Origin of the sequence: Castellaniella sp. FW104-7C03, from assembly GCF_040276085.1 — a bacterium.
Lineage (GTDB): Bacteria > Pseudomonadota > Gammaproteobacteria > Burkholderiales > Burkholderiaceae_B > Castellaniella.
The window spans coordinates 56,381-69,388 of sequence record NZ_JBELOK010000007.1; the positions used below are offsets into that span (position 1 = coordinate 56,381).

The following is a 13,008-nucleotide window of genomic DNA, read 5'->3' on the forward strand; positions in this document are numbered from 1 at the left end:
ATTCATGAATTTCGAACATACCGAAAATCGCCGCATGATCGCGGAGTCGTTGAGCCGCTACTTGCGCGAGCAGTATCCATTTGCCGAGCGGGACACGATTGCCCGCTCTACGTCCGGCCGAAGCCCCCAGCATTGGCAGCGCCTGTCAGAGATGGGTATCGTCGGTGCCCTTTTCAGCGAGCGCCAGGGGGGATATGGTGGTTCCGGATTCGACCTCGCTGTGGTCTTCGAAGAGTTGGGACGTCGCCTGGTGACAGAGCCCTTTCTGGGCACCCTGATGGCGGGGCTGGCCTTGGCCGAGGCGGATGGAGCAGAGGCGTTGGCGCACGTGCAGGCCATGATCGAAGGGCAGTGCATTGGTGCCTTCGCCCATGCGGAACCCGATGCCGCCCACGCGCTCTCCCGGGTGAGCGCGACGGCGCGGCGCACAGAAGGCGGGTGGGTGCTGGATGGCGCCAAGGCAGTGGTGCCGCATGCCGAAGCGGCTGACCTGATCGTCGTCAGTGCGCGCACTTCGGGGGTGCCTGGCGACGAGCAAGGCATCAGCCTGTTTGTCGTATCGGCCAAGGCCGCTGGTTTGACGCTGCGCGGTTACCCGCTGGTGGACGGCGGCCGTGCAGCTGAACTCATCCTGGCGAATGTCCGTCTTGGCGATGATGCGTTGCTGGGGGCTGTGGATCAAGCCTATCCCCAGATCGAACGTGTCATCGGAGCAGGCATCCTGGCGCTTTGTGCCGAAAGCCTGGGCGCCATGGAAATGGCGAAGGACGACACGCTGGAGTATCTGCGCACCCGTCAGCAGTTCGGCGTGCCGATCGGCAGCTTTCAGGCCTTGCAGCACCGCATGGTGGACGTGCTGCTCGAGATCGAGCAGGCCCGCTCGGCAGTCATCCGGGCAGCAGCGGCCTTGGATGGCGAGGACCGGCTGGTGCGCGAGCAGGCTTTGTCGGCGGCCAAATACACCATTGGCCGGGTTGGTATCCTGGTTGCCGAGGAAGCCATCCAGCTGCACGGCGGCATTGGCATGACCTGGGAGTTGCCGCTGGCGCACTATGCCAAGCGTCTGGTGATGATCGATCACCAGTTGGGAGACGAAGACTTTCATCTGCAGCGCTACATGGCGCTGGGTGGGGCACAGTCATGAACCAAAGGCTGATGTCGCGCCGTGAAGGCGGTGTCCAGGTGCTGATGAACCATAATCCTCAGGCGCGCAATGCGCTCAGCGCCGAATTTTATGCGGCCCTGCGCGAAGCCCTGGCCGCTGCTGCCGCAGACCCCGAGGTGGGAGCCGTGGTGCTCACGGGGGCGGAAGGCTATTTCTGCGCGGGCGGCGATCTCAATCAGCTGTCCAAGCGGCGCGAGCTCACCGAGTCGCAGCGCCGCGAGCGTATTGAGGCCCTGCACGAGACCGTGCGCGCTATCCGCCGTTGCCCCAAGCCAGTGCTGGCTGCCGTGGAAGGGGGCGCCGCCGGGGCCGGGGTGTCCATTGCGCTGGCCTGCGATCTGCTGCTCATGGCAGAGGACGCCTATCTGTCACTGGCTTACGTCAAGGTAGGCCTGAGCCCGGATGGCGGCGCGACAGCATTCCTGTCCGAGTTCATGCCGCGCCAGCTGCTGGCCGAGCTGGTGTTGACGGGCGATAGAATCTCGGTGCCCCGGTTGGCCAGCCTGGGGGTGGTCAACCGCGTGGTGACGCCGGGCAGTGTCGAGGCGCGGGCGGTCGAGCTGGGTCAACGCCTGGCGCGCGGCCCACAGCGAGCCATGGCGCGGATCAAGGCGTTGTCGCTCAGCGCTTACCGCCAATCGGTGGAGGGGCAACTCGATGCAGAGGCCGACCGGATGGCAGCCTCTCTGGGTGATGCGGAAGCGGCCGAGGGCATACAGGCGTTCTTTGAAAATCGTTCCGCCAACTTCATTTCTTTGAGGAAAATATCATGACGAGCGAGACGGCTCATCTGCCCCTGGCGGGGGTGCGTGTTCTGGATCTATCCCGCGTGCTGGCGGGCCCCATGTCGGCCATGACACTGGGCGACTTGGGTGCCGAAGTGATCAAGGTGGAACATCCTGGCCGGGGCGACGACACGCGCGACTGGGGCGTCCGAGTGGGGCTGACCGAGACGGCCTACTTCAACAGCGTCAATCGTAACAAGCGCTCCGTGACCCTGGACCTGAAGTCCGCAGAAGGTCGACGTATCGCCCGTGAACTGGCGGTGCAGAGCGATGTGGTCGTGCAGAACTTCAAGGTGGGCGGGGTCGAGCGCATGGGGTTGGGCTACAAGCAGCTTAGCGCAGAGAATCCGCGACTGATTTATTGCTCGATTTCCGGCTACAACAGCCATGGCCCCGAGGCTACCCGCCCAGGCTACGATCTGGTAGTGCAGGGGGAAACCGGCCTCATGGCCTTGAACGGCGAGGTGGGGCAGCCGCCGCTGAAGTTCGGCGTGGCGGTCGTGGACATGTTTACCGGCATGTATGCCGCCCAGGCGATGCTGGCGGCGCTATTCGAGCGCGAGCGCACTGGGCGCGGACGCCATATCCAGATGGCGCTGTATGACTGCGGCCTGATGATTTCTGCCTACTATGGGCTCGAAGCCCTGCTGCGCGGCGAAGATCCTCCCAAGTACGGCAACAACCACCCGTCCATCATGCCCTACGGCGTCTTCGAGGCCCAGGATGGGCCGCTGGTGGTGACGGTAGGGAACAACAGCCAGTTCGAGCGATTCTGCCGCGACGTCATTGAACGACCCGACTTGGCCGACGACGAGCGATTCAAAACCAATCTCCTGCGGGCGGCCAACCGCGAGGCGTTGAATCCTGTGCTCATCGATGAGATTCATCGTCGACCGCGCGCACTGCTGCTCCAGCGCCTAGCCGCCTGCGGCATTCCTTGCGGCGAGGTACTGGGTCTTCATGAGGCACTGACGTCCCAACGGGCCGTCGATGGCGGCCTGGTGCAGAGCCTGCCGCATCCGCATGCGCAGTCCACCTACGTGCTGGCGCCGCCCTATCGTTTCGACGGCCAGCGTCCGCCAATCCGCAAGACGCCGCCGCAGCTGGGGGCGGATACGGCCGAAGTGCTGCAGTCGCTCCTCGCCATGAGCGACGCCGATGTGGCACGGCTCAAGGCTCAGCAGATCATCTAGCGGCGTTGCGATCCCCCAGGAGACTCCAAGATTATGCCGATTTCATGCCAAACGGACATCACCCGTCTGTATGGGATCCCTCTGCCCGTCGTGGCGGGCGGGTTGATGTGGCTGGCCAATGCCGAGTATGTGGCCGCGGCTTCTCGCGCCGGCATCATGGGTTTCATCACGGCGGCAAGCTTTCCCGAGGAACAGCAGCTGCGCGACGAGATTCGCCGCTGCCGGGACCTGTGTAACGGCGGCCCTTTCGGCGTCAACGTGTCCATGTTGCCCAAGCTGGTGCCGGGAGAGAAAACCCAGCAGGTGTTCGAGACCCTCATCGAAGAGGGGGTGCGTTTCGTCGAGACCTCGGGCCGTAGTCCGGAGGCCTATCTGCCCCTGCTGAAGTCGGCGGGCGTCAAGGTGCTGCATAAGGTGCCTGCCGTACGCTATGCCCTCAAGGCCCAGTCGATGGGCGTCGATGCCGTGGCCGTTGTTGGTGCGGAGTGCGGCGGGCATCCCGGTATGGATATGGTGGGCACCATCGTCAATACGGCCTGGGCGCAGCAGGCCTTGCATATTCCCTATCTGGTGGGTGGCGGCATCGGCCACGGATCGCAGATCATCGCCGCGCTGGCGATGGGAGCCGCCGGTGTGGTGGTGGGCACTCGCTTCCTGGTGGCTGACGAGATCTGGGCGCACACAGAGTTCAAACAACGGCTCATCCAGGCGTTGCCCACGGATACCGACCTGTGCATGCAGTCGATCAAGAACACAGTACGCACCTTGCGTAACGAAACGACGGTGCTGGTGAAAGCCATGGAGGCTGAGAACCCCCAGGTGACGATCGCGGATCTGATGCCGCTGGTCTCCGGCCAGATCGGTCGCAATGCCTACCAGACGGGCGATTGGTCGCGCGGCTTGCTCGCGGCCGGTCATGCGCTGGCCTTTGTCGATCGGGCGGAGCCCCTGGCCGCCATCGTGGCGCGCCTGAGGGAAGAGATGCAGCAGGCCTTGCAACGGCTGGATGCCGTCCGCCAGGAAACGACGCCGGTGAATTGATCTATCCGGTTTACCGAGTTTGATTGTTTTTCAAGAGGGGCCTCAGACAAGGCCTTGTTAAATGCCATACAAAAGGAGAGATGTCATGGTTCGAGGATTGGGCAAAGTATGTGTACTGTCTGCGGTGGCCCTGTGCCTGCAGATGGGGTCGGCAGCCGCCGATGAGATTTTGGTGGGGGTCGAAGGCCCGATGACCGGGTCGCTGGCGCGCGAGGGCGGCGGCATGATCCAGGGGGTTGAAGTCGCGGCCGATCTGTTCAACAAATCACAGAGCGAGCACACGATCAAGCTCATCAAGATCGATGATGAGTCGCAGCCTGCCAAGGCAGTGGCTGCTGTCGAAAAACTGGCGGGTGAGGGTGTGGTGGCTATCACCGGTGGATACGGTTCGAACAACGTTGGCCCGGCCTCGGATGCTGCCAACAAACTGGGCCTGCCCTACATCACCTCGGGCGCTGTGGCCGATAGCCTCACGCAGCGCGGCTTCAAGACCTTCTTCCGAGTCAACAACACGGCCGGCTATCAGAAAGCGCTGGTTGGCCTGATGGAGACCATGAAGGTCAAGACCATTTCGGTGCTGTATTCCACGAAGGAAGCCAATGCACACCTGGCAGCCGATGTTGAGAAAGAGATGGTGGGCAAGGGGGTAAAGGTTATCATGCATGCCTTTGATCCAGCTGCCACCGATTTCAAGCCGCTTATCAATAAGGTGCGCCTGAGAGATAAGGCTGATGCCATCCTGATGGTGGGCTATGAGAACGATTACGTAGGTATCCTAAGGGCGGCCAAGGTGCTCAAGCCCAAGATCAAGGCCATGATCGGTGTCTGGGGGCTGGTCACCCCCAAGATGATCAAGGAATTCCCTGATATTGTGCAGAATGTCTATGGCACGGCAGCACTGCCCTATCCGGTTGAATTCACTTCACCAGAGGGCAGGGCGTTTGCCCAGGCGTATGAGGCGCGTTTTAAGGACGACGTGGGCTACTTGCAACAGTTCGGTTACGTGCAGGCCAAGATTCTGTTCGAGGCCATTGCCCGTGCTGCCGAAAAAGGCACGCTGAAGTCTGGCGGGGTGGCGCAAGAACTGGCCGCCACTGATGCTCAGACCCTGATTGGTCGGGTGCAGTTTAACGACCAGGGTGACAACATCAACTTTGCGCACCATATCGGTCAGGTTCAAGGCGACAAAATTGTGTTGGTGTGGCCTTCCGATGCCGCCACCGGCAAGATCGTCTACCCGGGTGTGCCCTGGTAAGCGGTCCTTGGCAGGGGCAGCCTTTGTCCCAGGCCAAGTGTCTGATCCGTGGCCTAGGCAGGGCTGCTGCCAACGATATCGGGCTTTTGGTCTGATGTACTTTATTTGAACGCGGAGCATTCCTTCCATGATGGAACTCATTTTGCAGTCGCTCTATTCCGGAGTTCTCCAAGGCGGCTCATACGCCCTGGTGGCTCTTGGACTGGCACTGGTCTTCGGGACGATGAAGGTGATCAACCTCACCCACGGAGAGCTCGTTTTGCTGGCGGCGTATGTCGCCTACACGGTTGAGGCGGGTCTAGGCATCAGCCCCATTTACGCAATCCCCATCGCGCTGGTGGTGGTCAGCCTCTGCTCGGTTGTCGTGTACTGGCTGGTCAACATGATCCGGGCGGATCGTGAACTAAACTCGCTGATTCTCACCTATGGCGTGGGTGTCATGCTCACCAATGCCATCTTGCTCACCTGGTCTGCCGATGTGCACTCGACCTCTTCCTCGTGGCTGCAGGACGCTGTGGTGCTGGGGCCCTTATACAGCATGCGTGGTGAATTGCTGTTCTTCGTGGTTGCACTGCTGCTGATGCTGGCGTTGTGGTGGTGGTTGTCACGCAGCTGGTATGGGCGCGCCGTGCGTGCCGTCTCCAGCGACCGGTCTGCGGCCAAGCTGATGGGTATCAACCCGCGTACGACCGAGATCGTCTCTTTCATCGTTGCCGGTATTCTGGCGGCCTTTGCCGGTGTGGCCATTTTCAGCTACGGCGTCATTCAGCCGGCCTTTGGCCATGCGCTGACGATCAAGGCCTTCATCATTACCGTCCTGGCGGGCATTGGTTCGATTCCGGGCGTGCTGATAGGTGGCATGCTGCTGGGGATTGCCGAGGCGTTGACTGTCACCCTGTACAGCTCGGCCTTGCAGGAATTGGTCGGGATGGTGCTGTTCTTGTTGGTGCTGTTTGTCATGCCGAATGGTCTGTTTGGTGCTAAGGCGCGAAGAGGGTGAATATGAAACGATCAAAATCAGCCCTGCTCGGGGCCGTGCTGGCGTATGGCGCCATTCCGTGGCTTCTGGGAAGCAACAGCTACGTGATGAGCCTGATTGTGGCAGCCCTAATCATCGGGGGGGTCGCATTGGCCTGGGCCTTGCTGGGCAATCTGGGCGGGATGGTCAGCTTTGGGCATTCTGCATTTTTCGGGGTTGGTGCCTACGTGTCAGCCTTACTCACCATGAAGGCAGGCATGCCAGTGCTGCCCGCCATGTTGATGGGTGGCGTCGGGGCGGTGCTGGCCTCCTTGGTGATGCTACCGGTGCTGCGCCTGAAAGGCCCGTATTTTGCTTTGGCAATTCTGGCGTATGCGCACATTTTCCGTATCGTGGCGACGCAATGGGAATCAGTGACGGGGGGGGCGGGTGGTCTGGCCAGCGTGCCTCAGCTGCCAGTCATTCTGGGTTTGGATCTATCGAGCAAGACAGGCTCCTATGTGCTTATCCTGACTCTATTGCTGGTGTTCGTGGCAGTTTATCGGTACGTTCGCATTAGCGATTACGGCATTGCCCTGCGTGCCATGCATGGCAGCGAAGACGCTACTCGCGTGGTAGGGGTCAACAGTGTGCTGCTCAAGGCCGCGATGCTGTTTGTCTCAGCCTTCATGACGGGGGTCGTCGGAGCCTTCAATGTGCATTACATCAACTTTCTCGAGCCTGATTATGCATTCAATGGCATGTGGGTGATGTTGCCCATTGTGGCGGCCATTTTTGGTGGCTACCGCACTATCTCCGGGCCTATCATCGGTGCTGTGACGGTCTATCTGGTAGATCAGCTTATCTTCAAGAACCTCATGCCGACCGGTCATCAGTTGGTGCTGGGGGTCTTGCTGGTGGTCATGATCATTTTCAGCCCTGGTGGTCTGGTGCCGTTGGTGCGCAAGATACCTGGCATACAGCGGATTACAGATGGTTCTACAGGGAGGCAGGCATGCTGAAGCTCGAAAACCTGTCCGTCCGGTTTGGGGGCCTGACTGCGGTCAATGCCGTGAGCCTGGCGGTACATTCGGATGAGGTGGTGGGCCTGGTCGGCCCCAACGGGGCTGGGAAGACTACGTTGTTCAATGCCATTTCTGGCCTGGTATCTCCCTCTGATGGGCGCATTCTGTTTGATACGCGCGATATTGTTCGTGCGCCCCTGCATCGTCGGGCCCGCATGGGCATCGGGCGTACGTTCCAGGTTCCGCAGCCTATGCATGAGTTGACGGTACGAGAGAATTTGATCGTGGCTCAGCGCTTTGGCACCGGGCATGTCGATCATGCACGGCTCGATGAGGTGCTGGGCTTCACCGGTCTGAATGCCAAGGCCGACCATGATGCAGCCACCGGCCTGGCGCTTACCGAACTCAAGGCGCTGGAGGTTGCCAAGGCACTGGCCACCAATCCCAGGCTGCTCATGCTGGACGAAGTGCTGGCGGGGCTTGAGACTGCAGGCAAGCGCCGTTTCATGAGCATGCTTAAAGATCTGCATGCCAAATTTTCCGTCGGCATCCTGATCATCGAGCACGATATCGAGACCATCAGCAATCTATGCGATCGGGTGGCGGTACTCAACTTTGGTCAGTTGATCGCCGATGGCACGCCGGCCGACGTCTTCAGAAATCCTGAGGTTATCAAGAGCTACACAGGAGACAGCCATGCTTGAAATTGAGGATGTGCGCGCAGGCTATGGCGTCATCAATGTGCTGTGGGATGTATCCCTATCGGTGCCCCAGGGGCAACTGACCACGATTGTTGGTCCCAATGGTGCAGGCAAAACCACGCTGCTGCGCGCCATCATGGGACTCATCCCTCTGAGTCATGGCAGTATCACCTTCAAGGGGCAGCCGTTGGGCGGTACGTCCACCTGGGATCTGCTTGGGCGCGGAATCGCAATGATCCCCGAGGGGCGGATGGTGTTCAAGGATATGTCCATCGAGGAGAACCTGATGTTGGGTGCCTATCCCAAATCCAGGCGTGCCGGAGCCAGGGCCAATTGTGAGAAGGCCTATGCCCTGTTTCCACAGCTGAAAGAGCGTCGTACTCAGTTGGCGGGCACCTTGTCTGGTGGTGAGGCCCAGATGCTCGCCATGGGACGCGGCCTGATGTCTGACCCGGATCTGCTGATCATCGACGAACCGTCCCTGGGCCTGGCGCCAGTGATTGTCAGCGAACTCTTCAATGTCCTCACCGAGCTGAAGAAGGAGGGGCGCACCATCGTGCTGGTCGAGCAGAACACACACAAGGCGGTGGGCGTGGCCGATCACGTCCATCTGATGCAGGGCGGGAAGATCCAGTTTTCCCAGGCTGCTGCGGATGTCAACATCGAGGCATTGCATGAACTCTACTTTGCCCGCTGAACTGGCCCAGATGCTCAGCGATGGCGCCATCGGCGCCGGCTTTGCCGCGCAGACCGGCTGCCGGATCGTCGCCTGGAAAGACGGCTACGCTGAACTTGAGCTGGATATCGAAGCGCGCCACCTGAACCGTGGCGGAACTGTCCACGGCGGTGTGCTGGCCACGCTCATCGACGTCACCGGTGCCTTGGCTGGGCTGTATACCGGCTCGCTCGAGCACCAGCGCAAGGCTGTCACCCTGTCGTTGAACATCAGCTACACGGGGCAGGTGTCCGCCGGCAGATTGCGCGCGCGGGGCAAGGTGCAGTCCGCTGGACGCAGTGTGTTCTTTTCCCGGACCGAGGTCTTCGATGACGAAGGCCGTCCGATCGCTCACGGGGATGCCGTCAATCGCTACCGCCAGGGGTAGCTAAGGCACTCCGTTCCATATGTCTTCTACGAGGGAATAGTCTGTGAATATTTTGGTGCCCGTCAAGCGGGTGGTGGATTTCAACGTTAAGGTGCGCATCAAGGGTGATGGCACCGGGGTCGATCTTTCCAGCGTCAAGATGGCCATGAACCCGTTCGACGAGATCGCCGTGGAAGAGGCCGTGCGCCTCAAAGAAGCGGGGTTGGTTGACGAGGTCATCGTCGTCAGCTGCGGCGTGCCGGCATGCCAGGAAACCCTGCGTACCGCCCTGGCCATGGGAGCTGATCGCGGCATTCTGGTGCAGACCGACGCCGAATTGCAGCCGCTGGCCATCGCCCGCCTGCTGAAGGCTGTGTGTCAGCAAGAGCCTGTTGACCTGGTGATCTGCGGCAAGCAGGCCATCGACGACGACGCCGGGCAGACCGGGCAAATGCTGGCCGCCTTAATGGGCTGGCCGCAGGCCACGTTTGCCTCGCGGGTGGCGGTGGCCGACGGCCGCGCCACCGTCACCCGAGAAGTGGATGGTGGACTGGAAATGCTCGAACTGACCTTGCCGGCGGTGATCACCACGGACCTGCGCCTGAATCAGCCGCGCTACGTGACTCTGCCCAACATAATGAAGGCCAAGAAGAAGCCATTGACCACCCTGACACCTGACGGGTTGGGGGTCTCGGTGCAGTCCCGGCTGACCGTCCTGCAGGTGGCAGAGCCCGCCGCGCGCAGTGCGGGAATCCGGGTGACCGACGTTGCCCAGTTGGTCGATCGACTCAAGAATGAAGCTAAGGTAATCGCATGACAGTTCTCGTCCTTGCCGAACATAATCACCAACGCCTGGGCGCTGCAACTTTCAACGTCGTGGCAGCTGCCGCAAGGCTGGGCGAAGATGTCCATGTGCTGGTGGCGGGTGCGGATTGCCGGGCAGCCGCCGAGCAAGCCAGTCTGCTGGCGGGTGTCTCGCGCGTCCTGCTGGTCGATGCGCCGCACTACCAGGATCAACTGGCAGAAAACCTGGCCGCCTTGATCCTGGCGCATGCGCAGGGTTATGGAGCCATCCTTGCGGCAGCCTCCCCGGTCGGAAAGAGCACCTTGCCCCGGGTGGCGGCCTTGCTGGGCGTGGCACAGATTTCGGATGTGGTTGCCATCGAGGATGCCGAGACGTTCGTGCGTCCCATCTATGCCGGCAACGCACTGGCACGGGTGCGCAGCACCGATGCCGTCAAGGTGATGACGATCCGCACGACCGCCTTTGATGCTGCGGCAGCCAGCGGGTCAGCGGCGATCGAGGCCGTTGCGGCCGAGCCTGACCTGGGCCTGGTGCGACTGATGGGCCGTGAGTTGACGTCCAGTGACCGCCCGGATCTGGGCGCCGCCGCCGTCATCGTTTCCGGAGGGCGCGGCCTGGGCAGCGCAGAGCAATACCAGCAGGTTCTCGAACCGCTGGCCAATCGCCTGGGCGCTGCGTTGGGTGCCTCGCGTGCGGCGGTGGATGCCGGCTTCGCGCCCAACGATTACCAGGTGGGGCAGACCGGCAAGATCGTCGCGCCGCAACTGTACCTCGCCGTGGGGATCTCCGGGGCAATCCAGCATCTGGCTGGCATGAAAGACTCCAAAGTGATCGTGGCCATCAACAAGGACCCCGAGGCGCCCATCTTCGGTGTCGCTGATTATGGGTTGGTGGCAGACCTGTTTACCGCAGTGCCGGAACTGGTGCAGGCGCTTGCTGAATAGGGGCCTCACGGCTTCAGCATGCGGGCCAAATCTGCATAGCTGACGGCAGCTTCCCTAAAGGTGAACGTCCCGCCGGTCAGACATCTCCTAGCCGGCCCGCAGGAATGCCCCCAGGGCCGCCCGGCTGAGCGCGCTGCCGACACTGATGCGCTTGACGCCCATGTCCGAAAGCGCGTCGGCCGAGAGGTTCATGTCCGGCGACCCCATCAGCACATTGACGGGCAGGTCCACCGATTGCACGACAGTGACGATCTCTTCCCGCGTCCGCAACCCCGGCGCATAGAGCACGTCGGCACCGGCCTCCTGATAGTCCTACAGGCGGCGGATCGTATCCGCCAGATCCTGGCGCCCGTGCAGGTGGTTCTCAGCCCGGGCCGTCAGCATGAAGGGATAGGGCAGGGATCGCACTGCTGCGACCGCCGCCGTCACCCGGTTGACCGCCTGTGCCAGCTCGTAGATCGGCTCGTCCGCGCGGCCGGTCGCGTCTTCGATGGAGGCATCCACTGTCCCCGCCTGAGCCGTCAGACGTTAGGTTTCCGCTACGTCATCTGAGGTGTCCGCATAGCCGCTCTCCATGTCCGCGCTGACGGGCAGGTCGGTAGCTGCTGCCAGTTCGGCCACATGCGCCAGCATCTTGTCCCGGCTGACCCCAGAGTCCGGGACGCCCAGGGTATAAGCGTAGCCGGCACTGGTCGTGACCAGAGCTTGAAAGCCCATGCCCGCCAGCATCCGCGCCGTGCCGATGTCCCACGGGTTGGGGATGATGAAGGCCCGGTCGGCGTAGCGCAGGGCGCGGAAGATTTCGGCTTTTTGGGGGAGGATGGGCATGACGGTGTTTGGTGAGGGATGCTGGCGGCTGGATCAGGCGGGGTATTCGGACGTCGGCTCCGCTGATAACAAGGAACCTCCGCTTGCCGATCATTATGTCTACGTTCGGCCGCGGCCGAAAATCAGGGAGACGACAAATAGCACGATAAAAATCAGAAACAATACTTTTGCGATACTGGCTGCCATTCCGGCAATCCCAAAAAATCCCAAAAAGCCTGCTATCAGAGCAATAATTAAAAAAACCAGTGCGTAATGCAGCATATCTCTTCCCCAAAAATTAAGACAAATTTTGATTCAGATGATGGCTTTTTAAGCGTGCTGTTTATTTAGTGGCTTCGTGCCCGATTACGCCGCCAATGGCAGCTCCGCCCAGCGTGCCGATGGTGCTGCCACCGGTCAGGATGGCGCCACCGGCAGCCCCGACCCCCGCACCAATGGCGGTGTTTTTTCCCTGTTCGGACATCCCGCTGCAAGCGCCTAGGCTAAGCAGCAAACCAGCAATCGCAATATGACTCGAAATTCGTGTCCATGTTTTCATGCTGAACCTCCGTATTGATGGATTTTGATTCGGGTAAATTGATTTACGCTTGAATCTCGTTGGCTTGCAATTACGGTAACACGGGCATCATGGTTATTAATACCCCGTTTCATTGCAAACTTGGGAAGTTGTAACAATTGAGGGATTATTGCTGGATGAAGAAAACCAGGCTTAGCCGTGTCAGGTGCGGGACAGACTGGCATGTCTGGATACCTACGTCTTGATACAAATCAGCAGTACTTTTCAACCCACCAGAGAAGCTGAAATCGCCCTTCAGCTTTCAGTCTGGTGCCGACAGGCTTCAAAGGTTCCGCCTGATCTGCGATAACATTGGTTGAAGTCCATACTATCCATACCTATTGGACTGTCGTTGTTGCCAACACAGGAGGTTCAGGATGAACAGTAGACGCAGAACGTTTATGCAGGTGTGCGCAGGTGCGGCCGGGGTATCGCTGGTGCCAGGAATGGCAGCGGCCTGGCCTGAAGGCCGATTGATGCCGGTTTTGGCAGACAGCAGCCCTGATCAGGTGGAAAAATCCATCAAAGCCGGGTTTGGGGGAGGCTTCACGGTGTATCAGCAGGCCCGGGGCAAGGGCACCATACAGGCCACCATTGGCCATGGCAGCCGTCGTTATGTCGTGGTATCCAATAACCTGCTCGATTGGGCCGTCGTGTCCAGCAAATGATT

General features: G+C 60.7%; 15 protein-coding genes and 1 pseudogene. 13 read left to right on the forward strand and 3 right to left on the reverse strand.

The annotated features are described in order from the left end of the window. The first annotated feature begins 4 nt into the window (after positions 1-4). From ABS758_RS09670 to ABS758_RS09725, 12 genes are all read left to right on the forward strand, one after another. Positions 5-1,144, forward strand: coding sequence for an acyl-CoA dehydrogenase family protein (locus ABS758_RS09670; protein WP_350382487.1), 1,140 nt, complete (start codon positions 5-7; stop codon positions 1,142-1,144). Further along, positions 1,141-1,938 carry an oxepin-CoA hydrolase, alternative type gene (locus tag ABS758_RS09675; protein ID WP_350382485.1) on the forward strand — a complete coding sequence of 266 codons (798 nt, stop codon included), beginning with the start codon at positions 1,141-1,143 and terminating at the stop codon, positions 1,936-1,938. Before ABS758_RS09670 ends, ABS758_RS09675 begins: the two co-directional genes overlap by 4 nt. Continuing rightward, entirely contained in the window at positions 1,935-3,143 is a 1,209-nt protein-coding gene (locus ABS758_RS09680) for a CaiB/BaiF CoA transferase family protein (RefSeq protein ID WP_350382484.1), read from the forward strand. The genes ABS758_RS09675 and ABS758_RS09680 overlap by 4 nt, the downstream gene beginning before the upstream one ends. A gap of 33 nt (positions 3,144-3,176) precedes the next feature. After that, the gene (locus tag ABS758_RS09685) at positions 3,177-4,184 is read left to right on the forward strand and encodes an NAD(P)H-dependent flavin oxidoreductase (RefSeq protein ID WP_350382483.1); all 1,008 of its coding nucleotides are present in this window, start codon (positions 3,177-3,179) and stop codon (positions 4,182-4,184) included. Positions 4,185-4,269: 85 nt separating this feature from the next. After that, complete coding sequence (locus ABS758_RS09690; RefSeq protein ID WP_350382481.1) at positions 4,270-5,439, forward strand: ABC transporter substrate-binding protein; 1,170 nt, start codon at positions 4,270-4,272, stop codon at positions 5,437-5,439. A 127-nt stretch (positions 5,440-5,566) separates the two neighbouring features. Next, positions 5,567-6,439: a branched-chain amino acid ABC transporter permease gene (locus tag ABS758_RS09695; RefSeq protein WP_350382480.1), complete on the forward strand. Its 873-nt coding sequence runs from the start codon at positions 5,567-5,569 to the stop codon at positions 6,437-6,439. 2 nt (positions 6,440-6,441) lie between these two features. Next, positions 6,442-7,419, forward strand: a complete 978-nt coding sequence (locus ABS758_RS09700) for a branched-chain amino acid ABC transporter permease (RefSeq protein WP_350382478.1) — start codon at positions 6,442-6,444, stop codon at positions 7,417-7,419. After that, positions 7,413-8,126, forward strand: a complete 714-nt coding sequence (locus ABS758_RS09705) for an ABC transporter ATP-binding protein (protein ID WP_350382477.1) — start codon at positions 7,413-7,415, stop codon at positions 8,124-8,126. The genes ABS758_RS09700 and ABS758_RS09705 overlap by 7 nt, the downstream gene beginning before the upstream one ends. Then, positions 8,119-8,820 carry an ABC transporter ATP-binding protein gene (locus tag ABS758_RS09710; RefSeq protein ID WP_350382476.1) on the forward strand — a complete coding sequence of 234 codons (702 nt, stop codon included), beginning with the start codon at positions 8,119-8,121 and terminating at the stop codon, positions 8,818-8,820. The genes ABS758_RS09705 and ABS758_RS09710 overlap by 8 nt, the downstream gene beginning before the upstream one ends. Continuing rightward, positions 8,798-9,226 carry a PaaI family thioesterase gene (locus tag ABS758_RS09715; protein WP_350382475.1) on the forward strand — a complete coding sequence of 143 codons (429 nt, stop codon included), beginning with the start codon at positions 8,798-8,800 and terminating at the stop codon, positions 9,224-9,226. The genes ABS758_RS09710 and ABS758_RS09715 overlap by 23 nt, the downstream gene beginning before the upstream one ends. A 43-nt stretch (positions 9,227-9,269) precedes the next feature. Further along, positions 9,270-10,022, forward strand: a complete 753-nt coding sequence (locus ABS758_RS09720; RefSeq protein WP_350382473.1) for an electron transfer flavoprotein subunit beta/FixA family protein — start codon at positions 9,270-9,272, stop codon at positions 10,020-10,022. Continuing rightward, positions 10,019-10,954 carry an electron transfer flavoprotein subunit alpha/FixB family protein gene (locus ABS758_RS09725; protein ID WP_350382472.1) on the forward strand — a complete coding sequence of 312 codons (936 nt, stop codon included), beginning with the start codon at positions 10,019-10,021 and terminating at the stop codon, positions 10,952-10,954. The genes ABS758_RS09720 and ABS758_RS09725 overlap by 4 nt, the downstream gene beginning before the upstream one ends. A gap of 5 nt (positions 10,955-10,959) precedes the next feature. On the opposite strand, the pseudogene ABS758_RS09730 reads toward ABS758_RS09725, so the two are convergent. The 3 genes and pseudogenes from ABS758_RS09730 to ABS758_RS09740 form a co-directional block, all read right to left on the reverse strand. Continuing rightward, a pseudogene (locus tag ABS758_RS09730) lies at positions 10,960-11,782 on the reverse strand (isocitrate lyase/PEP mutase family protein). Positions 11,783-11,881: 99 nt separating this feature from the next. Then, positions 11,882-12,043: a DUF1328 domain-containing protein gene (locus ABS758_RS09735; RefSeq protein WP_350382471.1), complete on the reverse strand. Its 162-nt coding sequence runs from the start codon at positions 12,041-12,043 to the stop codon at positions 11,882-11,884. Positions 12,044-12,104: 61 nt separating this feature from the next. Beyond that, the gene (locus tag ABS758_RS09740; protein ID WP_350382469.1) at positions 12,105-12,320 is read right to left on the reverse strand and encodes a YMGG-like glycine zipper-containing protein; all 216 of its coding nucleotides are present in this window, start codon (positions 12,318-12,320) and stop codon (positions 12,105-12,107) included. Between the two features lie 395 nt (positions 12,321-12,715). Here ABS758_RS09740 and ABS758_RS09745 point away from each other — a divergent pair, with 395 nt between their 5' ends. Next, complete coding sequence (locus ABS758_RS09745; RefSeq protein ID WP_350382468.1) at positions 12,716-13,006, forward strand: hypothetical protein; 291 nt, start codon at positions 12,716-12,718, stop codon at positions 13,004-13,006. Positions 13,007-13,008: the final 2 nt, after the last annotated feature.